Annotated in this window: 18 protein-coding genes and 1 pseudogene; 10 read left to right on the top strand and 9 right to left on the bottom strand. The window is 70.1% G+C overall.

Annotation, left to right across the window (positions count from 1 at the left end):
- The first annotated feature begins 20 nt into the window (after positions 1-20).
- The 5 genes from WA670_RS28685 (at position 21) to WA670_RS28665 (ending at position 8,399) form a co-directional block, all read left to right on the top strand.
- Positions 21-914 carry a LysR family transcriptional regulator gene (locus WA670_RS28685; RefSeq protein WP_037813014.1) on the top strand — a complete coding sequence of 298 codons (894 nt, stop codon included), beginning with the start codon at positions 21-23 and terminating at the stop codon, positions 912-914.
- A 592-nt stretch (positions 915-1,506) separates the two neighbouring features.
- Entirely contained in the window at positions 1,507-4,041 is a 2,535-nt protein-coding gene (gene lanKC / locus WA670_RS28680; RefSeq protein ID WP_336159402.1) for a class III lanthionine synthetase LanKC, read from the top strand.
- Between the two features lie 32 nt (positions 4,042-4,073).
- Positions 4,074-4,208: a class III lanthipeptide gene (locus WA670_RS28675; protein ID WP_158691391.1), complete on the top strand. Its 135-nt coding sequence runs from the start codon at positions 4,074-4,076 to the stop codon at positions 4,206-4,208.
- A gap of 362 nt (positions 4,209-4,570) precedes the next feature.
- Positions 4,571-6,223: an ABC transporter ATP-binding protein gene (locus WA670_RS28670; protein ID WP_336159401.1), complete on the top strand. Its 1,653-nt coding sequence runs from the start codon at positions 4,571-4,573 to the stop codon at positions 6,221-6,223.
- A gap of 454 nt (positions 6,224-6,677) precedes the next feature.
- A complete protein-coding gene (locus WA670_RS28665; protein WP_336159400.1) occupies positions 6,678-8,399 on the top strand; it encodes an ABC transporter ATP-binding protein in 1,722 nt (573 codons plus the stop codon).
- Positions 8,400-8,450: 51 nt separating this feature from the next.
- Here WA670_RS28665 and WA670_RS28660 read toward each other — a convergent pair whose 3' ends face one another.
- Positions 8,451-10,472: a KedN5 family methylcobalamin-dependent radical SAM C-methyltransferase gene (locus WA670_RS28660; RefSeq protein WP_336159399.1), complete on the bottom strand. Its 2,022-nt coding sequence runs from the start codon at positions 10,470-10,472 to the stop codon at positions 8,451-8,453.
- A gap of 148 nt (positions 10,473-10,620) precedes the next feature.
- Here WA670_RS28660 and WA670_RS45230 point away from each other — a divergent pair.
- Positions 10,621-11,793: pseudogene (locus WA670_RS45230) on the top strand (LuxR C-terminal-related transcriptional regulator); the annotation flags it as partial.
- 38 nt (positions 11,794-11,831) lie between these two features.
- Here WA670_RS45230 and WA670_RS45225 read toward each other — a convergent pair.
- The 6 genes from WA670_RS45225 to WA670_RS28625 all read right to left on the bottom strand — a co-directional run bounded on the left by WA670_RS45225 (position 11,832) and on the right by WA670_RS28625 (position 16,835).
- The gene (locus tag WA670_RS45225; RefSeq protein WP_442893133.1) at positions 11,832-12,539 is read right to left on the bottom strand and encodes a class I SAM-dependent methyltransferase; all 708 of its coding nucleotides are present in this window, start codon (positions 12,537-12,539) and stop codon (positions 11,832-11,834) included.
- Complete coding sequence (locus tag WA670_RS28645; protein WP_336159397.1) at positions 12,518-13,669, bottom strand: cytochrome P450 family protein; 1,152 nt, start codon at positions 13,667-13,669, stop codon at positions 12,518-12,520. Before WA670_RS28645 ends, WA670_RS45225 begins: the two co-directional genes overlap by 22 nt.
- A 12-nt stretch (positions 13,670-13,681) precedes the next feature.
- Positions 13,682-14,617: an SRPBCC family protein gene (locus WA670_RS28640; RefSeq protein WP_336159396.1), complete on the bottom strand. Its 936-nt coding sequence runs from the start codon at positions 14,615-14,617 to the stop codon at positions 13,682-13,684.
- Between the two features lie 25 nt (positions 14,618-14,642).
- Positions 14,643-15,308, bottom strand: coding sequence for a cyclase family protein (locus WA670_RS28635; protein ID WP_336159395.1), 666 nt, complete (start codon positions 15,306-15,308; stop codon positions 14,643-14,645).
- Positions 15,309-15,334: 26 nt separating this feature from the next.
- Positions 15,335-16,009, bottom strand: coding sequence for a cyclase family protein (locus WA670_RS28630; protein WP_336159394.1), 675 nt, complete (start codon positions 16,007-16,009; stop codon positions 15,335-15,337).
- A gap of 97 nt (positions 16,010-16,106) precedes the next feature.
- Positions 16,107-16,835 (bottom strand): TetR/AcrR family transcriptional regulator, encoded by a 729-nt coding sequence (locus WA670_RS28625; RefSeq protein ID WP_051171903.1) that lies wholly within the window; start codon positions 16,833-16,835, stop codon positions 16,107-16,109.
- Between the two features lie 101 nt (positions 16,836-16,936).
- Between WA670_RS28625 and WA670_RS28620 the strand changes: the two genes are divergently transcribed.
- From WA670_RS28620 to WA670_RS28610, 3 genes are all read left to right on the top strand, one after another.
- Positions 16,937-17,908 (top strand): ATP-binding cassette domain-containing protein, encoded by a 972-nt coding sequence (locus WA670_RS28620; protein ID WP_336159393.1) that lies wholly within the window; start codon positions 16,937-16,939, stop codon positions 17,906-17,908.
- Positions 17,905-18,786 (top strand): ABC transporter permease, encoded by an 882-nt coding sequence (locus tag WA670_RS28615; RefSeq protein ID WP_336159392.1) that lies wholly within the window; start codon positions 17,905-17,907, stop codon positions 18,784-18,786. Before WA670_RS28620 ends, WA670_RS28615 begins: the two co-directional genes overlap by 4 nt.
- A 214-nt stretch (positions 18,787-19,000) precedes the next feature.
- Entirely contained in the window at positions 19,001-19,441 is a 441-nt protein-coding gene (locus tag WA670_RS28610) for an enediyne antibiotic chromoprotein (protein ID WP_336159391.1), read from the top strand.
- A gap of 83 nt (positions 19,442-19,524) precedes the next feature.
- On the opposite strand, the gene WA670_RS28605 is transcribed toward WA670_RS28610, so the two are convergent.
- Positions 19,525-20,580, bottom strand: a complete 1,056-nt coding sequence (locus WA670_RS28605; protein WP_336159390.1) for a methyltransferase — start codon at positions 20,578-20,580, stop codon at positions 19,525-19,527.
- A 184-nt stretch (positions 20,581-20,764) separates the two neighbouring features.
- Between WA670_RS28605 and WA670_RS28600 the strand changes: the two genes are divergently transcribed.
- A complete protein-coding gene (locus WA670_RS28600) occupies positions 20,765-21,214 on the top strand; it encodes a nuclear transport factor 2 family protein (RefSeq protein WP_336159389.1) in 450 nt (149 codons plus the stop codon).
- A 43-nt stretch (positions 21,215-21,257) separates the two neighbouring features.
- Here WA670_RS28600 and WA670_RS28595 read toward each other — a convergent pair whose 3' ends face one another.
- Positions 21,258-22,031: a cyclase family protein gene (locus WA670_RS28595; protein ID WP_336159388.1), complete on the bottom strand. Its 774-nt coding sequence runs from the start codon at positions 22,029-22,031 to the stop codon at positions 21,258-21,260.
- Positions 22,032-22,047: the final 16 nt, after the last annotated feature.

Here is a 22,047-nt window from a genome sequence, read left to right as displayed (position 1 = left end):
GAGTGCTGTACATTCGCCGCATGCTGGACATTCCCCGGCTCCGCGTGCTGCGCGCAGTCGTCGCGTCAGGATCGATCCGCGCGAGCGCCGCCGCGCTCGGCTACACGCCGTCCGCGGTGAGCCAGCAAATCACCACGCTGCAACGGGAGACCGGGCTGCAGCTGTTCGAACGGTCCGGCCGCGGCATCGAGCCCACCGAGGCCGGGCGCACCCTCGCCGCGGAGGCCGAGACGCTGTTCGAGGCGTTCAGCCGGGTCGAGCAGGTGGTGAGCGAACTGCGCGCCGGACGCGTCGGCCGCCTGTCGATCGGCTACTTCGGCTCGGCAGGCTCGACCTGGCTGGCCCCGACCGTCGCCGCGCTGCGCACCGAATTCCCCGGCCTGCGGCTGGACCTGATGCTGACCGAGTTCACCCCGGGCGACCCGGACATCGACATCTTCGTGGAGGAAACCGGGGCCGAACATCCCGGGTCGGTCGTCGTGCACCGGCTGGCCGAGGACCCGTACCTGGCGGTCGTCCGCAGGGACGACCCGCTCGCCGGACTGCCGGAGGTACCGCTGGCCGCGCTCGCCGAACGGCATTGGGTCGACAACGACCTGCGCGAAGGCCCGTGCCGGCAGGTGCTGCTCAACGCCTGCACGCAAGCCGGGTTCTCGCCGAGTTTCGTCGTCGAGACGCACGACTACCGCACCGCGATGTCTTTCGTGGCAACGGGAATCGGGCTGACGGTGGTGCCGGAGCTCGGCATCGGCGAACTGCCGGACGGGCTCACCACCGTGGCGCTGGCTTCTCCCGCGCCGGTGCGGCATCTCAGCCTGGCGGTGAAGAAGCCGATCGCGGAGCACCCGGCTGCGCGGCGGGCGGTGGAGTTGCTGGAAAGCCTGGTGTGTTCGGGGAAGGCGCTGGCCGGGTAGGGAGCTTGGGCGAGGCGCGGCCGGGAAAGCCATGAGGGTTCCCCTCACGGACGGCCGATCCGCGAGCCCGGGATTGCCGAGGTTCCGCCCGCGCGGCCAGGAACGCGGGCCGGAAACGCCGTGAAGGACTCCTTGAGGGAATCTGATTCCCTCAAGGAGTCCTTCACCGCGCGCTGGGCGGGGCGAGAATCGCGCGGATCCCCCTTCTCCGGTAACGAATGCGGCACATTCCCGACGCGAATGCGCCGCCGCCACCCCGAATGGCCCAATCCGCACCGGGTTCGCGCCGGACGACGGGCGGAAGCCGGGTCACCGGAACGGGTTGATGACCTTCCGCCAATTTCTCCCGCTCTTTCCGCGCCGACCTGGGCGAGTCGCCGGGAAACGTCTTCGTTACACCCCGATCGGGTAGGGATGACTCACGCGCAGTCCCGGTTTTCGCGGCCCGAACCCGCGTCCGTCACCCTGACGAGGAGCCTCGAACCCCCGGGTTGGCGGATTGGCCGGGGCACCCCCCTCGTGCGGGAATGGTGTCACCGTCCGACATCGAAGTCGCCCGGTTTTCCTCAGGAAAAGGGAAGGGCTCGTTTTCATGGACGTCCGGTACGAGGCTTTCTGCTTCGCCGATCCGCTGTTCTTCGACGAACCGCGGGAATCCCCGGGCGCGGCAGGCGACCTGGCCGCGGGACTGCCGTTGCCGGGGCCCGGGTGGACGGACGAGACGCACGGGATCTGGCGGTCGCTGCGCCCGGCCGGGCGGAAACTTCCCGCCCAGGGCTGGAAAATCCACGTCTCCGCCGGTCTGGACAACGCGGCCGGCGTACTGTCCCGGGTGCACCGGTACTGTGTGGAGCATCAGGTCGCGTACAAGCATCTGGGCTCCCGGGCGACCCTGCTCAGCCGCAATTCGAAATACGCGCCCCGCGAAGGAAGCGGCAAGCTGATCACGATTTACCCGCACTCCGAAGACGCGCTCGCGACGATACTGTCCGACCTTTCCGCCGAGCTAGAAGGCGAGCACGGTGCGTATATTCTGAGCGATCTGCGCTACCGCGAAGGCCCGCTTTACGTCCGATACGGCGGATTCGCCGAACAGTGGACCGAACACGCCGGAACGAGGGTGCTGGCAATCCGCCGTCCGGATGGCACGCTCGTGCCCGACCGGCGGGAACCGTCCTTTTCCGTGCCGGAATGGGCGCCGATTCCGTCCTGTTTGTCCGACAGCCTGGCCGCGCGCAAGAGCGGAGCCGAATTCCCGTACCGGGTGACCGGTTCCCTGCACTTTTCCAACGGCGGCGGCGTTTATCTGGCCGAACGAGGGGTCGACCGGAAGACCGTCGTGCTGAAGGAGGCCCGGCCGCACGCCGGGCTGGACCGCGACGGCGCCGACGCGGTCGCCCGGCTGAACCACGAGCGCGAGGTGCTCGAAAGGCTGGCGGACGTCCCGGGCGTCCCGCGCGTGTACGAGCAGTTCACCGTGTGGGAGCACCATTACCTGGCGATGGAGCACCTGCCCGGCAGCACGCTGAGCAGCTGGCTCGCCCGGCATTACCCGCTCACCAGCGGCACCCGGGGCGAAGACGGTCTCGAGTCCTTCCGCGATCGCGCGCTGGCGGTGCTCGCCCAGGTCGAACGCATCGTCGCGGACATCCACCGGCACGGGATCGTGTTCGGCGACCTGCACGGCAAGAACATCCTGGTGGACGAGCAGGACCGGGTGTCGCTGATCGACTTCGAACTGGCCGTCGACGCCGATTCCGGCGACCGGCCGGGGCTGGGTGCGCCCGGCTTCCGCGCGCCGGCCGACCGGCACGGTTTCGAGATCGACGAGCACGCCTTGGCCGCGCTGCGGCTGTGGCTCTTCCTTCCGCTGGTGATGCTGCTCGAACTCGCACCGGGCAAACTGCGCGGGCTCGCCGACTTCGCCCAGCAGCGGTTCGACCTGCCGGACGGGTACGCCGACCGCGTGGTCTCCGTGCTCGCCCCGCGCACCGACCGGCCCGCGACCCACACCGCGCTGGACGAGCCGCGGCTGGACTGGGCGCTGGTCCGCAAGCAGATCGCGGAAGCCATCCTCGCGAGTGCCACGCCAGAGCGGACCGACCGGCTGTTCCCCGGCGACATCGAGCAGTTCCGCTCCGGCGGCGCGGGGTTCGGCGTCGGCGCCGCGGGCGTGCTGCACTCGCTGCACGTCGCCGGAGCCGGCCGTTTTCCGGAATACGAACAGTGGCTGCTGGCGGCCGCCCGGCGGCAACCGCCCTCGCGGCCCGGATTCTTCGACGGCAGCCACGGCATCGCGTACGTCCTCGAGGAATTCGGCTACACGGCAGAAGCCGACGAGCTGCTGTCCGCGTCGCAGTCGCTGGTCAACCAGACCACCGACCATGGCCTGGAAAGCGGGCTCGCCGGAATCGGCCTCACCCGTCTGCATTTCGCGACGACTCGCGGCGACAACGAATTCGGCCGCCAGGCGCTGGACATCGCCCTCAAGCTCGCGACCGCGTTCGAGACCGCCGACCCGCCCGGCCGCTTCGCCAGGGCCGGACTGCTCAGCGGCTGGTCCGGGCCCGCGCTGCTGTTCCTGCGCCTGTACGAGCACACCGGCGAACCGTCGTGGCTCACGCTCGCCGACCGGGTGCTGGCCCGCGACCTGGAGGAATGCACCGCCGCGTCCGACGGATCGCTGCAGGTCCGCGACGGCACCCTGCGCCTGCTCCCCTACGCCGCGATCGGGAGCGCCGGAATCCTGCTGGTCGCCGAACAGGTCGCCCGGAGCCTGCCGGACTCGGCCGCCGCCCAGAGCCTGCCCGGGCTGCGGGCCGCGTGCCGCGGGGAGTTCGTGATCCACCCGGGCCTGCTCTACGGCCGGTGCGGGCTCGCCGCCGCGCTGTCCTTCGCCGACGAGCCGGACCGCGAAGCCATCGACCTGCACCTGGCGCGGCTGTCGTGGCACGGCGTCCCGTACCACGGCGGGCTGGCTTTCCCCGGCAACCAGCTGCTTCGCCTGTCGACCGACGTCAGCACCGGCAGCGCGGGGGTCCTCCGCACGCTCGCCGCACTACTGGACGGCGCGGAACTGCTGCCCTTCCTGGGCTCCGCACCGTCCCCGCACACCTCCGGCCGATGAGCGCCGGCGGACCCCGAGAGAAGGGAACACCCATGGAACACGTCCTGGAGCTGCAGGCGTTGGAGGCCCCCGAAGCCCTCGAAGGCCAGGGACTGGACCACCACGGCCACAGCCACTACAGCGCATGGTGCGGCGAGAGCACGCTCAGCCTGCTTCTCTGCTACTGACCGCGCGGGCAGGGCGGGAACGGCGCAGGACAAGTGCGCCGTTCCCGCCCCGTTCATTCTGCACTGACTGTTCGTCGCGGTCGCGGCGAGGCAGCTGCCGGGGACCGACGGGCGCGGCCAGGCAACCGCCGAGGGTCAACGGGCGCGGCCAGGCAACCGCCGAGGGTCGACGGACGCGGCGAGGCAACCGCCGGGAAACGGCGAGCGCCGCGAGGCGACTGCCGGGGGTCGGCGGGCACGGCGAGGCTTCCGGTGCGTTCGGTTGTCGTCCAGTCCTCGCCTTCCGCCGACGCCACGCTCGCTGCCGGCACCGACGCCACCCGCCGATCTCAACTCGCCGACCACCACGCGAAGGGAGCGACATGGCCGGAGCCGCCGATCGCCTCCTGACCTCGGTCGCCCGCCTGGACCGTCCCCGGTTCGCCGCGCTGATCGTGGCGTCACTGATCTCCGCCGGCGCCGGACTGCTGCTGCCCGGTGCCCTCGCCGCCGCCACCGACGCGGTGCTCAGCGGCCGAAGCAGCACCGGCGCGGTGGTGTGGCTGCTCGCCGTAGGCGCGGCGGAGATCGCCGCGGACGCCGTCATCGTGGTCCTTCCCGCCCGCCTGACCAGCAACGCAAGCGCCTGGCTGCGCCGCCGGGTAACCGACCGCGTGCTCGCCTTAGGCACCGGCTCGCCGTTCGCCCCGGGCGACGCGGTCAGCCGGGTGAGCGGCGATTGCGCCGCCGCCGGAGGCATCGCCGCGGTCGTGGTGCAGCTGGCCGCGACCGGGCTCATGTCCTCGGGCGCGATAGTCCTGCTCGCGCTCTTGGACTGGCGGCTCGCCCTGGTCTTCCTCGGCAGCCTCCCCTTCGCCTTGCTGCTGGCGCGCTCGCACCTGCGCGGAACGGCAAAGGATGTGCTTGCCTACCAACGGGTTTCCGGGGAACTGTCCGCCCGGCTGCTCGACGCCGTCGCCGGCCTGCGAACGATCGCCGCGTCCGGCACCGCCGACGCCGAAGCCGCCCGGGTGCTGCGCCCGCTGCCGCGGCTGAACCTCGCCGGCCAGGGCATGTGGCGCACCCAAGCGCGGATGGTGTGGCGAGCCGGCCTCCTGCTCCCCACGGTGGAAATCGTCACCCTCGCCGCCGCCGGTTTCGGTGTCCTGGACGGACGCTTGAGCGCCGGAGACGTGCTCGCCGCCCTGGGCTACGTCGCGCTCGGACTCGGTCTGGTCACGCAGATTCCATTGCTCACCACCCTTTCCCGGATCCGCTCGGCCGCGCTCCGGATCACCGAAGTCCTCGACACCGAACCCCCGCCGCGCGGCACTCTCGGACTGCTGCCCGGAAACGGCACCCTGGAACTCCGCAGCGCCACCGTGCACGGCGCACTAGCCGACGTAGACCTCACCATCCCGGGTGGCTGTTTCGCCGCGATAGTAGGAAGTTCCGGCTCAGGAAAGTCCATTGTGGTCTCCCTGCTGGCCGGTCTTCGCCGCCCCGACGCCGGACAGGTGCTGCTAGACGACCGCGACCTCGCCGTACTGCGTCCAGAGGAGCTTCGAGCCGTCGTCGGGTATGCCGCCGCCGAACCCGCGCTGCTCGGCACCACTGTCGCCGATGCTGTCGCTTATGGCTCGTGGGCGAGCGTCCCGGCGGTCGATGCGGCTTGCCGGACTGCCCGCATTCACGACATCCTCGTGCGCTTGCCGCGCGGTTACGACACTCCGCTAGCCGAAACTCCGCTATCCGGCGGGGAAAGCGCCCGGGTGGGCCTCGCGCGGGCGCTCGCGCGGAACCCGCGGGTGCTCCTGCTCGACGACGCCACCGCCAGCCTGGACACGATCACCGAACGCGCCGTGACAGCGGAATTGGGCCGCCGGACGAGGGTAGTCGTGACACACCGGGCCGCGATGGCCGCACGGGCAGATGTGGTGATATGGCTGGCGGCGGGGCAAGTCCGGGCGGTTGGGCCGCATGCGCGGTTGTGGCAGATGCCGGGGTATCGCGCGGTGTTCACGGAGGAAACGTGAGCGGGGTGCAGTGGCGGAACGCCCACGGCGCGACCGCGAATGGCGGACCGCAGTACACCGCTCCCCCAGGATCATCCGCGCCCGCAACACTCACCGCGTCCACGCTGCTGAGTGGCACTTCAGAAACGAATCCCGCGCAGCCAAGCCACGTTCGCGACCGCACCGCGCCGCCGCAGCACACACCCAAAACGAACCCCGCGCGACAGCGCACCGACCTCACCGCGCAACCCACTCACGCACGCCACCGCACCACGTCAGCGCTGCCGCAGCACACTCCACAACCAACCCCCGCGCGACCACGCACCAACCTCACCGCGCAACTAACCCACGCACGCAACCACACCACGCCCACGCTGCCGCAGCACACTCCAGAAACGAACCCCGCGCCACGGCGCACCGACCTCACCGCACAACCAACCCACGCACGCCACCGCACCGCCCGCACGGAGCGGCCATGAGTGTCGGCCGCCTCTACTGGAGCGCCCTTGCCGGGCAATGGCGCGGCGGGCTGGTTCTCCTGGCCTGCTCTGTCCTCGAAGGACTGCCCGCGTTCTTCTCCGGGCGGCTCGTCGAACTGGCCGTCAACAGCGGGTTCGCGGCGGGCAAGCCCGGGGTCGGCCTCGGGTGGCTCGGGGTGTTCGGGCTCGCCGCGCTCGGGGGCGCGTTCGGGTCGCGGCTGGTGTGGCGGCAGCTGGGCAAGGTTGTCGAGCCGTTGCGGGACGCGCTGGTGACTGCCGTCGTGCGTGGGGTGCTGCATGATCCCGCGCCGCCGCGGAGTGGGCCGGACGCGCGCGGCGTCGCGCGGATCACCCAGCATGTCGAGGTCGTGCGCGACGCTACTGGCGGGCTCCTCGTCCAGGCCCGCGGCATGCTCGTCACCACGGCGGCGGCGGTGGCCGGGCTGGTGACCGTCGCGGGGTCGCTGGCGTTGCCGGTCGTGGTGCCGGTGGTGCTCGCGCTGGCCGGGTTCGCCGCGCTGCTGCCCTCGCTCGCCCGGCGGCAACGCGCGCTCACTCTGGCGGACGAAGGAACGGCAGCCGCCACGGGCTCGATCTTCGCCGGGATGCGCGACGTCGTCGCGTGCGGAGCCGAACCGGTCGCCGCGCTGACGGCCGACGACGCGGTGGACCGGCAAGCCGCGGCTGCGGTACGGGTCGCCAGGTCGGCGGCGCTGCGGTCGGTGATCGTGGCGCTCGGCGGGTTCGTCCCGCTGGTGCTAGCGCTCGCCCTCGCACCGGCGATGGTCGCCCGCGGCGAGCTGACCGCGGGGGCCGCGCTGGGGGCGCTCGTCTACCTCGCCACGACCTTGCAACCCGCGCTGCGCGGACTCGCCGCCACCGCGTCGACGGTCGTCCTCCGGTTGCTCGTCGCACTGCGCCGGCTCGCCGAAACCACCGCCCCGCCCGAAAGCCGCCCGGCGACCGAAAGCCCCGCCGGACTCGGGCTCGCCGTGCGCGACCTGACGTTCCGCTGGGGCGCGGCGCCGGAACCGGTCGTCCGCGGCCTGAACCTCGACCTGCGCCCCGGGGAACACCTGGCGGTCGTCGGCCCGAGCGGCATCGGGAAATCGACCCTCGCCGCGCTGCTCACCGGCCTGCTGACCCCGCAGCACGGCGAAGTCCGGCTGGGCGGCGTGCGCGCCAGCGAACTGGCCGACCGCCCTCGGCATCTCGTGCTGGTCCCGCAGCAGGCCTACCTTTTCGCCGGAACCCTGCGCGAAAACCTGTCCCTGTTCCACCCCGAAGCCTCCGACCGCCGCCTGATCGCAGCCGCGGAAGCCGTCGGCGCCGCCCCGCTGCTGGCCCGCCTAGGCGGCCTGGACGCCGAACTCGGCCCCGGCGCGGAGGGCATTTCCGCCGGGGAGGCCCAACTCCTCGGACTGGCGAGGGCCTACGCCGCGCCAGCCGGAGTCGTCGTGCTCGATGAGGCAACGTCCACTTTGGACCCAGCAGCGGAGGTCCACGCGGAACGCGCCTTCGCCGCCCGGGGAGGCACCCTGATCGTGATCGCGCACCGGCTGTCGTCGGCAGTCCGGGCGCACCGAGTGCTGCTGATGGACGGACAGGAAACGGTGCTGGGCCGACACGACGAACTGCTGGCCGCATCGCCGCGGTATGCCGAGATGATGCGGGCTTGGCTGCCGGAACAACGAAAATCGCAGCTCGAAGCCAGCTGAGCCAGGCGCACCGGCCGCTGGACTGGCCCGGCCGACGTCCGGCGACCGGTACTACGGCGTGGCCGGATGCGATGGCTCGCCGGGGTTTCCATTCTCTGGCCGATCGCCAGCCTGGCTGGCGGAGTCTCCCCGCCCTTCGCCGCCACCAGCGGCGTTGGCCAGCACGGCGGCTTTGCTCATCCCCATGAAATGCACGATCGTCTCGTGGTTGGTCGAGTTGACCGCGCTCTCCGCGCCCGTCTTGTAGTACAAGTCGAGGGTCACGGGACGCGCTCGCAGGTCCGGCTCGGCACCCGCTCGGACCGCCGCGATGATGCCAGGGACGTCGTACCGTAGTTCGACCCCGGCGCGCAGGTAGTAATCCTCGCCCCGGACTTCGACTACCGGGAGTGCGCCGTCCTCGGCCATGCCGCCTCCGCGCTGCTCGCACACCGGCCGGGTCAGCAGGTCGTACTCGAAAATCTCGTCGAGCACCGGCCCCCGCGCGGCCGGCACCCGGTTCCGCACGCTCTCCCGCCACCAGCGGCGCAGCAGGCTCTCGGCCGCCGGGTCGGTGTACAGGAAGCTGATCGCCGCCACCAGATCGCCCGTTCCGGCGATCGCGCTCTCCATGGCCGCGCGCAGCGGCGGAGCGGCGGGGTCGTCGGTCTCTTCGACCCACCGGCCGAAGCTCCGCAGCGCCTCCGACTGGCTGATGCCGCCGAATTCCCGCAGTCCGGCCCAGGTGTGCCGCAGCACCGCCATCTCGGCGAGCACCCTCGCCCAGAACAGGAACCGCTGCATCTGCTGGTTCTGGCGGAACGACACCGTCTCGTTCGCGAGCAGGTACTCGAAGTCGTCGTGGTCGCCGCGGACCGTGATCAGGCCGAACTCCTCTTTCTTCTCCGAGTAGTCGGTGTTCGGCAGCAGCAGCATCGGATAGCAGGCGATGCGCGACACGCGCCGGGCGAGCTTGTCGTAGCCCTCCATGAACGACTCGATCGTCTCCCCCGGCGCGCCCCAGATGAGCTCGGCGTACAGGTCGAAGCCTTCGCCGACCAGCCAGTCCGCCAGGTCCTCCCAGTCGTTGACTTTCATGTTGCGCCGGTTCATCCGTTCCAGCGCGCCCTCGTCGAGGGTCTGCAGCGCGAGCGTGAACGAACTGCGCAGGTCGGCCTGTTTCATCTTCCGGACGATCTCGTAGAAAGTCTTGGACTTGTTCTTCGCCCACGAGGTTTCCAGCGCCCGCGGAAAACCGTACTGCTCGCGAACGTCGATCAGCGCGTCGACGAACTCCACGTCGATCGGGAGAAGCCCGAAGTTCGCGTCGCACAGGACGATCGTATGGACCCGCAGCTTCGCGAAGTGTTCCAGCTCGGCGCGGAGCCGTTCCCGGGAGAACGCGCGCACCTTCTGCCCGATCGCGCCGCCCCAATAGCAGAACGCGCACTTGTACGGGCAGCCGCGATTCGTTTCCATGAGCGCGACGTCATAGCGGAAGCGGCCCTCTTCGTCGGTCATCTCCAGAGCGCCGGTGAGAAACGGCGACGGGATCTCGTCGAGGTCGGCGATCCGCTTGCGGGCGGGCGTCGTCACCGTGCTCCCTTCCGGATCGCGGTAGGAAATCCCCTCCACCGCGCCGAGACCGGTGCGCGGCACCCGGTCGAGGTAGGCGTGCAGCAGGTCCCGGAAGGCGAACTCACCCTCGCCGTTGACCACGACGTCCACCTCGGGGAACATCCGGAAGACCCGCTCGGCCTGCTCGGCGACGTGCGTTCCGCCGAAGACCACCCATCCTGCGGGATTGATCTGCTTGAACGTCTCCGCGAGCGCCCCGAAGGCGCGGTAATTCCACCCGAGCACGGAGAACGCGAGCACGTCCGGAGGGCGGCCCGAGAAGAGCGTGTTCGCCATTCCCGAAAGCGTCTTCCCGCCGCGAAAGTTGCGGATGACGATTTCCGTTTCACCGGCGATCCGGTCGTCCGCCTCGGCAGTGGCCTTGAGATAACCAGAGGCGAGCGGCATCGACTCGAGCGGCATTTCCCAGACCCCCTGCTGAACCAGGAAAACCAGGGCACGTCTCTTCTTCTCCATTCACCACTCCTCGATTTAGGCAGGCGCGCGAGAACGGGTGCGCGCCGGATCGGCGCCGGGGACGCCCGAAGGGGAAGCACCGGAGCCGCGGCCTCGCGCCCCGCGCGACGACAACCTCAGGCGAACAGCCTAAGGACGCCTCGTCGAGATGGGTTCGAGCAGCTCTGGGGGTCGCGGACAGGACGGCGGCGCGGCGGGAGCCCGGAAAAAAGCAGCCGGGAATATAGGACATATCACCAAGAAGGCATGTCAGACCCAAGAACAAACGTGTAGAGTCGATTCGGATATTTTCATTCTTCCCGGAGTTTCGCCCGATACCGCAGCAAGACCCAGGAGAACGCCTGATGAAAGCGCACCCGGACGAGCGCCGCCGGAGGGGAATCGGAAGACGCCGCTTAGTCTGCGACGCACACGGCGGCGCTGCTTCAAGGAAGCTCGAATCCGGCCGGGCTGGCCTCGAATTCAGCGCAGAACACGAATCGGCCCGCCCGGGCGCACCCGGGAAGGTGAATTCCGGAGAACGGACCGTCCAGGGCCGACGAAATGCGATTCCGACCCGGCGGGCGCTTATCGCGAACGCGCTGCCCGGGCAATTCGAGAACGCCGGACGGCCGTGGCGATCCGGCCGCGCTGGGTCCGGGCCCGGTCCGCCCCTCCGTCGCGCGCGGGCGTGACACCGGCGCGGGGGCGCCGGCTCGATGCCGATCTTGGGGGTGGAATCGTGCTACGACACACCGAATCGCGACCCGATCCCGCCCGCGCCGACGGACTGGCTCGCGACACGGTGCTGGTGGTGGACGCGCAGCCGCTGCTCCGGGAGGCGCTGTGCGAGGTCCTGGAGCACCAGCTGGGCCTGACCGCCACCGCGCACACCGGCGACGACCAGCTCGCCATGCGGATCGCGGTGCAGTCCCGGCCGCGGGTGATCGTCGTCGCGGTCGACCACGCCGGCGCGATCGCGAGCAGGCTCGTGCCCCTGCACGCCCTGGCTCCGCAGTCCCGGCTGGTCGTGCTGAGCTCGCTCACCGATCTCAGCTCCGTGCAGGAGGTTCTCGCCTTGAACGTCAGCGGGTACCTGACCAAGGACGCGGGCCTGGCCGAACTCGTCGACGTCGTGCGCAGCGTGCTGGCCGACGGCGGCTCGCGCCCGTCGCCGCGGATCGAACAGCCGTTGTCCGCACGGGAGCTCGAGGTGCTGGCGCGAGTCGCCGAAGGCCTGAGCAACCGGCAGATCGCGATGCGCATGGACATCGCCGAAGGCACGGTGAAACGGCATCTGCACAACGCCTACACGAAGCTCGGCGCGGTCTCGCGGATAGACGCGGTCAACAAGGCCCTGCTCGCGGGGCCGCCGCACGGCTATCGCCGCCGGCCGGCCGCCTCCGCCCGGAAGAACCCGACCGATCCGCAGGCGGTGAGCTCGTACCGGCCGAACCGGGCGGACAGCTCGCGGTCGAGCTCCTCGAGCGAATCGTCGGAGTTGTGAAACGTCTCGTCCTCGTTGAGCGAGCGCAGCGCGGCCGGGGCGAACCGGCCGTGTGCCACGCCGGACGCGAGCACGGTGCAGCCGAAGACCCGGCCGTCCGGTTTCAGATAGGGCAGCACGTGGTCGAATACCCTGGCTTTGTGCCGCATGCCGCCGGGCAAGCAGTGCAGCAGGAAGTTGAGCCCGGCCGAGTCGAACCGGTCCCCGCCGAGGTCGAGCGGCCGCAGGACGTCGCGGCGCCGGGTGACCGGCCGCAGCCGAGCCACCCGGCCCGCGGCCTTGCGCAGCACCGCATCGTTCAGATCGACCAGGGTGACGCTCGGCCGGGCGACCGGAAAAGCGCAGCGGTCGAGGAAGAAACCCGTGCCAGGACCGAGATCCAGGTGGCTCGCTCCGACGTTCTCGTCGTACCAGCGGAGCATCTCCCGGCGGTGGCAGCGCCACACCACCGGGCAGACGAGGCCGAGCACGAACAGGTCGTACCAGGCGAGGGTCAACCGGGAGTAGCCTGCCGCTCCCGCGAGCACTTCCCGCTCAGTCGGCAGCGGCTGCTCGGGAATCACGGCTTCCCGCCGAGGCACACGGGCAATTCGACCAGGCCGCGGATGGCGAATCCGCCGCGCCACGCGGCAGTTCCCGCCCGGCGCAGATCCGGCCAGTCGCGGACGAGAGTGCCGATCGCAGCCTGCAGTTCCATCCTGGCCAGGGCGGCACCGAGGCAGTGGTGGATGCCGTGCGAGAAGCACAGGTGCGGATTCGGCGAACGGGTGACGAGGAACCGGTCCGGGTCGGGAAAGCACTTCGGGTCGCGGTTGGCGCCCTGCAAGGAGACCCCCACGTGCTCCCCTTCGGCGATCCGCACGCCGCCCAGCTCCGTGTCCGCGGTGGCCAGCCACGCGATGCCGGACAGCGGCGTCTCGAATCTGAGCATTTCCTCCACCGCCGATCCGATCAGGTCGGGCCGGTTCCGGAGCAGGTCGAGCTGATCGGGGTTCTCGAGAAGGTGGTGCACGCCGGTGCCGATGACGTTGGTGGTGGTCACCGCGCCGTTGGACAGCAGCACCATCAGGATCCGCACCAGCTCCGCCTCGGACAGCCGGTCGCCGCCGTCGCGGGCCCGGATGAGATCGCTCACCAGGTCGTCGCCAGGATCGGCGCGCTTGGCGGCGATCAGCTCGGCGACGTAGCCCTCGGCGGCGGCGAAGGTCTGTTCGTGCTGTTCGAGATTCTCGAAATCCAGGAAGGTCAGCATCTGCGCGCCGAGCTCGGCGGCCCGGTCGCGCGGGATGCCGCACAGATGGCAGATCACCTCGACCGGCATCAGGTCGGCGAACTCGGAGACCAGGTCGACGGAGTCCCGGGCGGCCAGCTCGGCCAGCCGTTGCGCGGTGACCCGCTCGGCCCATGCCCTGGCCGCCTCCACCCGGCGGCCGGTGAACGCCTTGCCCACCAAGCCGCGCAGCCTCGTGTGGTCGGGCGGGGCCGAGTCGAAGGAAGCGACCTCGTCGTCGTCGAGCGGTTTGACCCAGAGCGGGTCGGTCAGCACCGACCGCACGAGGTCGTAGCTGGTGACCAGCCAGATCTCGTCCAGCAGCGGATGCGGCACCTTGGCGATCCCGCCCGCGTCGCGGATCCGTTTCAGCGCGGGATAGGGATCGAGCTGGAAGTCGGGGAGAAAGGGTTCCATGGCGGAAAGCTCGCTCGCGGTCATGGCTCCTCCGGCTCACACGCCGGCGCGCTGCTCGGCGAATTCCTTGGCCAGCCGCAGGTTCCCGACGCTGTTGGCGGAGAGCACGCGGCGCAGGTAGCGGCGGGCGTCCCGCACCGTGGTGCCCTCGCCGAGCACGTGCAGCCGTCCGGGGTCGATCGTCGCGGTGTGCCGGGCCGAGGCGAGCACGCCTTCCGGCGTCTCGGCGAATTTCCAGTGTCCGGTGTGGACGGTGAGCAGCGGCGGGGTGCGGATCTGCTTGTAGACGATCAGATGCGGCGGAAGGCAGATCCGGACGGACCTGGTGGTGTGCCGGGAGCCGTCCGCGCTCACGGTGTCCATGTCGAAGAACTGGATGTCCGGCTCGGGTTCCTCCAGCTCCAGCCGGGTCACGTGCGGGATCCGCTGCGGCCATTTGTCCGCCTCGTACAGATACTCGTAGACGTCCTTGACCGAGCCGGACACGAACACCGGGTCCTCGAACGAAACGGTCAGCTCCGCCAGTTCCTCCCGCCGCTCGGCGGCGTCTTTCAGCGTGGCCAGGTACGCCTCGCCTCCCTGGCGCACCCGCTGGACGGCTTCGCCGTTGCCTGCCTCGGTACCCAGCCCGAGATCGTGATGCATGGTGACGGTGGTGCCGCCCCGGCCGGAGTCGTCGAAGGTCCAGCCGCCGCCGGTGACCGGGCCGCCCGCCGGTTCCTCGACAGTGAAAGAGATCTCGCCCCCGTCCGGAGCGAACCGGCGCCGGACCACCCTGGTGCGCGCGGTGCGTTCGTCCGCGACGGACCACTGCCGCACCACGTCCTCGTGCTCGCCGCGCTCCAGGTATTCGGCGTGCGCCGCGGTCTGGTGCAGCTGGACCCAGCCCTCGGCGTCGGCCACCAGATCGCGCAGCACGGAGACCGGTGCGTCGATCCGGGCCTGACTGCTGACGATCTTCGAACTCGTCATGGCTTTCCTCTCTGGCACAAGGGTTTCAGGACTCGACGGTGGCGACGGCGCGGACCGGGAAGCTGCCCATCCCCCGCGCGGGCACGGGCAGCACGGTGAGCAGCGCGCCCCTGGCAGGCAGTCGCTCGAGACGCGTGACCGAGGTGAGGATGACGATCCCGGCTCCGAGCAGCCCGTGGTGGACCGGCTTGGCCTGGTCCGCGCCGTTGTCCACGCTCTTGGAATCGATGCCGACCAGCGCTGGGCGGGCGTCGATCAGGAATTTCGCGGCCTCGGCCGTCAGGTAGCAGGTGTGCTCGTAGAACGGTTCGGTGCCCCAGTACCGGTCGTGGCCCGTGCGGACCAGCACCGCGGCGCCCGCGAGGTCGCCGCACTCCTCGAACAGCTCGGGTCCGATCTTGTCCTGCCCCTCGGCGGCGACCACGACGATCGGGAGGTCCACCAGCTGGTTCAGCGGAACGGAGCCGATGTCCGGCCCGTCCTCGTGGTACTGGAAGGGAGCCTGGAGAAAGGTCCCGGTGCTGCCCGGCATGGTGACCTGCACCATGGAGAAGCTCACGCCGTCGGCGAGGAACTTCGCGGACTGCTCGCGGCTGATGTATTCGCTGACCAGGACCTGCGGCATCCACGGATGGATCGGCATGTCGTGGTAGAGCACGTGGCTGAGGTCGACCAGGCGCTTGCTGCTCACTGCGGTTTCCCTTCGGGTTCGGCCGGTCAGGCGCCGACGAGAGCGACCGGGCGGACGGGGAAGCAGCCCGCGCCGCGGATCGGCGTCGGCAGCACCCGCAGCAGGGCTCCCCGGTCGGGCACCTCGGCCAGGCCGGTCATGCACTCCAGCAGGACGACGTCCGCACCGAGCAGCCGGTGCTGCGCCGGCTTCGTCTTGTCCGTGCCCAGGTCGATGTTCTGCGAGTCGATGCCGACGACGCGGGGGCGCACGGAAACGAGGAAGTCCACCGCGTCCGCGGTCAGGTACGGCGAATCGCGGAAGAAATCGCCGGTGCCCCAGTGCCGGGAATGCCCGGTGTGCACCAGGACCGCCGCGCCGCCGAGGTCTGCTTCGAACGGGCGGAAATGCTCCGGTCCGATCGGCCGGATGCCGGCCGGGATCCGGATCACCGCGATCGGGACGTCGAAAAGCTGCTCGAGCGGAACCGAGGACACGTCGGCCCCGCCGGCGTGGAACTGGAACGGGGAATCCAGGTAGGTGCCGGTCATCCCGGGCATGCTGAACAGGGCCATGTGGAAGGTGACCCCGGTCTCGGAGAACGAGGCGGACTGGTCACGGGTGACGAATTCGCTGATCAACGGCTTCTGCAGCCACGGGTTGGTCACCATGTCGTGGACGATGGCGTGGCTGAGATCGATGATGCGTCGGGCGTCCGGCACGGCGGTTCCCTTCGTCGGCGTCGCTGCGGGACCAGCTTCGCCGACCAAGGTCGACCGGACTTTGAGCGAGGATGGAGCCGGGGGCCGGACGGCGGGATCAGCGCTCCGGCAAGGCCGCCGCGATCCCGTCCAGCACGCGTTCGACGCCGAACGCGAAGCTTTTCTCGTCGTCCCAGTGGTTTTCCTCGAGCATGAAGCGGACGGTCATGGGATGCTTGCCGCCCGCCTTCAGCTGCTCGACCCAGGGCTGCAGCATCGCCTGCCACTCCTCGGGAGTGGCCTCGGCGTCGCGCACGTTGTCGGCCTCGGCGAGATCGTCGGCGAGGGTGCCCGCCACATAGCCGTTCAGGGTGTCCACGTGCGCGTTGATCGTGTTGATGTCGAGCCCGAAACGGTCGAGCGTCGCCATCGCGAACTCGTTGATCCGCATGGCGTTCGGCCCCACCGGCGGCCTGCCGATGGCGGTCTGGATGCACCACGGGTGCCGGATCGCGACCTGGCGCTGCAAGTTCGCCACCAGCCGCAGGTCGGCACGCCAGTCGTCGGACGGTTGCTCGGGCACCGGCTCCTCGCCGAGCACCTCGTCGTTGATCAGCTCGAGCAGATCGTCCTTGCTCGGCACGTGCCGGTACAGCGACATGGGCCGGGCGCCCAGCTCGCCGGCGATGCGCCGGATCGACACCGCGCCCAGCCCGTCCCGGTCGGCCAGCGCGATCGCGGCCTCGATGATGCTTTCCCTCGTCAGCATCGGCTTGCGCGCGGCGCCGCCCTCGGTCCAGATCTGCGGCAGCCTCGGCTGCTTGGCGTCCTCAGCTGACACGTTCACCTGCCTCCTTGCGGCCCACTCTAGCAAGCCGATACTCTGTATCCAGAGTGATACGGCGTATCAATACGCGTACAGTGGATCATCAGAGGGGTTGGGCAGCAGTGGGATCGGACATCGCGGTGCTCGTCGAGGGCATCAGCAAGCGCTTCGGCGCGACACAAGCACTGGACGGGCTCGACCTGGTCGTTCCGGCGGGGACGATCTACGGCGTGCTGGGCCCGAACGGAGCGGGCAAGAGCACCGCCGTGCGCATCCTGAGCACCTTGCTGCTCCCGGATTCCGGCCGCGCGTTCGTGGACGGGATCGACGTGGTCCGGGACGCCGACCAGGCGCGCTACCGGCTCGGGCTGGCCGGCCAGTTCGCGGCTGTCGACGAGAAGATGACCGGCCGCGGCAACCTGCGCATGTTCGGCCGCCTCTACCATTTGACCGGCGGAGACGCCCGGCGCAGAGCCGACGAACTGCTGGAGCGGTTCCGCCTCTCCGACGCCGCCGACCGGGTCGTCTCGACCTATTCCGGCGGCATGCGGCGCCGTCTCGACCTGGCCGCCAGCCTGCTCATCGCGCCGGCCGTGCTGTTCCTGGACGAACCGACCACCGGACTCGACCCGCGCGGCCGGGCCGAAGTGTGGACCGCCGTGCGCGGCCTCGCCGACACCGGCACGACCGTGCTGCTGACCACGCAGTACCTCGACGAGGCGGATCAGCTCGCGGACTCGATCGTGGTCATCGACACCGGCAAGGTCGTCGCCACCGGCACTCCGGCGGAACTGAAGGCGCAGGTGGGCGCCGAGCACGTGGACATCGTCGTGGCAGGCACCGCGGAACTGGGCGTCGCCGAATCAGTGCTGCGCAAGACGACCGGGAACAGCCCGGCGCTCTACCCCGACCGCTGCGAGGCCAGCATCGCGCTCGGCGGCCAGGAGGGCGGCCTCGCCCGCATCGTGCGGGAACTGGACAACGCCGGCATCACCATCGAGCACATGACCCTGCGGCGGCCCACCTTGGACGACGTGTTCCTCCAGGTGACCGGGCACCACGCCGAAACGGCGGGCGAGGAGGCGGCGGCATGACCACGACCACCCGGGCCGGCGCCGTCTCGCAGCCGGGTTCCGATCTGCCCGTGCGCCCCGCGGTGGCGACGACCTTCGCCGCCCGGACGCGGTGGGCGGTCAGCGACGGCTGGACCCTGGTGCGACGGGAGATCGAACACCTTGTGCGCCAGCCGGGCGAACTGGCCAGCGAATTCATTCTTCCGGCCATTCTGGTCCTGTTGTTCGGTTACATTTTCGGGAGCGCGATCACTGTCCCCGGCGGCGGCGACTACCGCGAATACCTGATGCCCGGAATCTTCGCCATGCAGGCGATGATGGGCATCGGCGTCACCATCACGACCGTCGCCAGCGACCTGACGCTGGGCGTGATGGACCGGTTCCGCTCGATGCCGATGGCCCGTTCCGCGGTGCCGATCGGGCACACCGCCTCGTCCCTGTTGCTGGGCACGCTCAACTTCGTGGCCGTGGCGGCGTGCGCGCTGCTGGTCGGCTGGCGGCCGCACCTGGGCCTGTGGCCCACCGTGGCCGGATTCGGGTTGCTGTTCCTGTTCCGCTACGCGGTGGGCTGGATCGGAGTGATGCTCGGACTGCTGTTCAAGACCGAGGAGGCGGCCGACCACGCGGTGCCGCTGCTGTTCCCGTTCACCATGGTGGCCAACACTTTCGTGCCCACCGACGGCATGCCCGCCTGGCTGCGGGTGATCGCCGACTGGAACCCGATCAGCGCGATCACCAACGCCTGCCGGGAACTGTGGGGCAACCCCGGTTTCCGGAGCGGGACCGACGTCGCGCTCCCGCTCCAGCATCCGGTGCTGACCTCGCTCATCTGGTGCGCGGCAATCATCGCCGTCGCCGTCCCGGTCGCGGTCTGGCGTTACGGGCGGGCCAGTCGCTGAATCCCGCCGATCGCGCGAATACGCCGCGGCGTATTCGCGCGCCCAGCCGCACCCCCGAAACGAATACCGGAAGCCCGCGACAAACCTATTGACAGCCCAGGAAATCTGGCCATAAATTCACAGTGGGCGGCAGAACATTCCAGCCCGGAATTACGCTCCTGGGCAATCCGCCCATCTCACGGTTGCATCCCTCACAGTTAAGGATGGCAGACAAGTGATTTCACGACGCAATTCCCGGGTGCTCGCGGTCGCGATGTCGGCGACGGCACTCGCTCTGGGGCTCTCCTCGGCGGCCTTCGCGGCGACAGACACCGCGACGGTCACCGCGACTCCGTCGTCCGGGCTGCACGACGGCTCCGTGGTGACGGTGACCGCGAGCGGGTTCGCGGCCAAGGAGAACATCCTCCTGGCCCAGTGCGCGCACCCCAGCGAGCACGAGGTCGTCTGCAACAGCCCGGAGAGCAAGCTCGTGGCGACCGACGGCAGCGGCACCGCCACGAGCACCCTGACCGTGCGTTCCGTGTTCCCCGGCACCACGCCGGACGGGAAGGAATGGGGCTCCGTGGATTGTGCCCTGATTTCAGGAGGCTGTTACATCGGCGGCGGCAACGAAGCGCTGACCACCTACGCGCAGGCTCCCATCTCGTTCGGCTGACCTGCCGGCCACCCCCGCCGGCAAGGAGACTGCCGGGTCGCTCCCACTCGCGACCCGGCAGTTCTTCTTCGCACGACGGATGTTCAGGGTTTGACCGCCACCACCACGTGGTCGCGCGCGATGGTGTCCGAGACGAAGGTCTGCTCGAATCGGAACCCCGCCTTCTCCAGGAGTTCCCGGTACTCGGAGACCAGCGGAGTCAGGTGGGTGTCGCGCAGGAGCGTGCTGCCGATGCGGCGCAGCAGCGCGTCCGGGTCGTACGGGTCCTGGCTGTCGGTGACGTCGTCCACCATCGCGTCGTAGATCACCACCGTCCCGCCGGGACGGACCGCCTCGGCGAACTTGCCCACCAGTTCCTCGCGCTGCTCGGCAGGCCAGTCCGGCAGCACGTGCCCGGAGATCAGCACGTCGGTCTCGGGCAACGGCTCGGCGAAAAAGTCGAGGCCGAGGAATTCGACCTTGCCCGTCGTGCCCAGCTCCCGCATCCGTTCCTCGAACAACGGCGCGAGCTGCGGCAGGTCGATCGAAACCCCGTGCAGGTGCGGCATCGCCCGCACGAGCCTCGCCGCCACGTTGCCCCGCGCGCCGCCCACGTCGGCGAAGTGCCGGTAATCCCGCCAGTCCAGCCGCTTCGCGAGATCGTCGGCCATGAACCCGTTGTGCGCGTCCAGGTGGGCCATCATCCGGCGCGTCCGGTCCAGGTCGCTGTAGAAGTCGGTGAACGCCGAGGTGCCCTGGTGCTTGACGTCCCCCTTGGCGTGCCCGTCGCGCAACGACTCGGAAAGCTTGGCCCAGGCGAGGAAGTGCAGTTTGGCGTGCTGCTGCGCGGTGCCGCCGAGGTAGGCCTCGGCTCCGGGCACCAGGAACTGCCGGGACAGCGCGCTGTTGCGGTAGGCCCCCTCGTCGCAGTCGAGCAGGCCGAGCCCGACCATCGCGTTGAAGTACTCCCGCGACATCCGGTGCCGGATGCCGGTCTTCGCGCACAGTTCCTCGGCCGTGAGCGGTCCGTCCGCCAGCACCTCGAACACGCCGAGTTCGCACGCGCTCTGCAGCACTTTCGACTGGAAGTAGGCGTTGTTCAGCTGCATGAGCGAGCGCGCCCTGGCAACCGAGCTGTCCGGGGAAGTGGATGCCGACATCGGCGATTCCTTTCTTGTCGAACCGTTGCGGAGCCCGGCGTGCCGGTCGCGCGCCCGGAGAAGGGCAGCATCACAATCCCGGTTCGGGCCCGCTTCGAGCCCTGCCGGACCGCGTCCGCTCCAGCCGGTTTCCAAGCCGGTGGCCGACAGTGGAGCCCCCAGCCCGGCCCCGAAAGGACAGACGATGCGCGCCGAATCGCACGACCCGTTGCAGGACAGCGCTTTTGCCCAGCTCTACGCACAGGTTCAGCAGTTCTACGCCCGCCACCTGCAGGTGCTGGACTCCGGGTCGGCGACGGCGTGGGCCGAGACGTTCGCCGAGGACGGCAGCCTCGACCTCCCCGGGGCGGCCGAGCCCGTGCGCGGCCGCGCGGCGATCGTCGAGTCGATGTCCCGTTCGGCCGCGGCGTTCGCCGCGGCGGGAGAGACCCGGCGGCACTGGCACGGCATGCTCGACGTGACGGAGCGCCTCGACGGTTCGATCGGCGTGCGCTGCTACGCGCTGGTGTTCCGGACTGTCCGCGACAACCCGTCGACGCTGCACCGCGTGTGTGTCTGCGAAGACGTGCTGGTGCGCGAGGACGGCGTGCTGAAGGTGCGCACCCGCAGGGTGACCCGGGACGACTCGCACTGACCGGCCGGGCGGCGCCAGCGGTCCCGGCGCCGCCCGCTCGCGGTCAGTCCTGGAGCATCGCCACCGCCCGCGCCCATCCCGCGCCGGCCCCGGCGATCTTCACCGGCAGGCAGGACACGGTGAATCCGGTCGGAGACGGCAGCGCGGCCAGGTTGGCCAGCCGCTCGATCTGGCAGTACTCGCGCCGCCGCCCCGCGAAGTGCGCCGGCCACAGCCAGGACTTGTCCCCGGTCCGCTGGTAGCGGCGCAGCATGTGGCCGAACGGTGCGTCCAGGCTGAACGCGTCGGTCCCGATCACCCGGACTCCCAGGTCCAGCAGCAGGTCCGTGGCGGGCCCGTCCAGGCCGGCGAAATCGGTGAAGTACGCCGGGGTGCCCGCGAGCCGGTCCGCGCCGGTCCGCAGCAGCACGATGTCCCCCCGGCCCGGCCGCCGCCCGATGCGGCGGAACTGCTCGTGCAGCCGGTCCGCGCCGACGGTTCCGCACGGCATGTCCGACACGTCCAGCAGCACTCCGTCGCCGACGAACCAGTCCAGCGGCATCTGGTCGATGTGCCTCGGCACGCCATAGGCCGCACCGGAACCGTAGTGCGACGGCGCGTCGACGTGGGTCCCGGTGTGCGTGGTCAGGGTGAGCGTGTCCAGCGAGAGCAGTTCGCCCTCGGGCAGTTCGGCCGGATCGAACGCGATGCCGTACCGGGCGGCCATCGCCTCCGCCATGTGCCGGCCTCCTTCGGCAGGCGACAGCACGACATGCGTCACCGGGTTCGGTTCCCATTGCTCTGCGTCCACCGCGGTGGACAGGTCGATGATGCGCACGGGCGTCTCCTCCCGG

The sequence above is a fragment of the Amycolatopsis sp. VC5-11 genome (assembly GCF_037034185.1).
Taxonomy (GTDB): domain Bacteria; phylum Actinomycetota; class Actinomycetes; order Mycobacteriales; family Pseudonocardiaceae; genus Amycolatopsis; species Amycolatopsis nivea.
Note: the sequence above shows the minus strand (reverse complement) of the source record. Positions and strands in the feature narration are given on the sequence as shown.

Excerpts from the sequence above, each read along its gene's own strand:
- WA670_RS28685 (WP_037813014.1), top strand. The coding sequence starts at position 21 with ATGCTGGACATTCCCCGGCTCCGCGTGCTGCGCGCAGTCGTCGCGTCA.
- lanKC (WP_336159402.1), top strand. The coding sequence starts at position 1,507 with ATGGACGTCCGGTACGAGGCTTTCTGCTTCGCCGATCCGCTGTTCTTC.
- WA670_RS28675 (WP_158691391.1), top strand. The coding sequence starts at position 4,074 with ATGGAACACGTCCTGGAGCTGCAGGCGTTGGAGGCCCCCGAAGCCCTC.
- WA670_RS28670 (WP_336159401.1), top strand. The coding sequence starts at position 4,571 with ATGGCCGGAGCCGCCGATCGCCTCCTGACCTCGGTCGCCCGCCTGGAC.
- WA670_RS28665 (WP_336159400.1), top strand. The coding sequence starts at position 6,678 with ATGAGTGTCGGCCGCCTCTACTGGAGCGCCCTTGCCGGGCAATGGCGC.
- WA670_RS28660 (WP_336159399.1), bottom strand. The coding sequence starts at position 10,472 with ATGGAGAAGAAGAGACGTGCCCTGGTTTTCCTGGTTCAGCAGGGGGTC.
- WA670_RS28645 (WP_336159397.1), bottom strand. The coding sequence starts at position 13,669 with ATGACCGCGAGCGAGCTTTCCGCCATGGAACCCTTTCTCCCCGACTTC.
- WA670_RS28640 (WP_336159396.1), bottom strand. The coding sequence starts at position 14,617 with ATGACGAGTTCGAAGATCGTCAGCAGTCAGGCCCGGATCGACGCACCG.
- WA670_RS28615 (WP_336159392.1), top strand. The coding sequence starts at position 17,905 with ATGACCACGACCACCCGGGCCGGCGCCGTCTCGCAGCCGGGTTCCGAT.
- WA670_RS28605 (WP_336159390.1), bottom strand. The coding sequence starts at position 20,580 with ATGTCGGCATCCACTTCCCCGGACAGCTCGGTTGCCAGGGCGCGCTCG.
- WA670_RS28600 (WP_336159389.1), top strand. The coding sequence starts at position 20,765 with ATGCGCGCCGAATCGCACGACCCGTTGCAGGACAGCGCTTTTGCCCAG.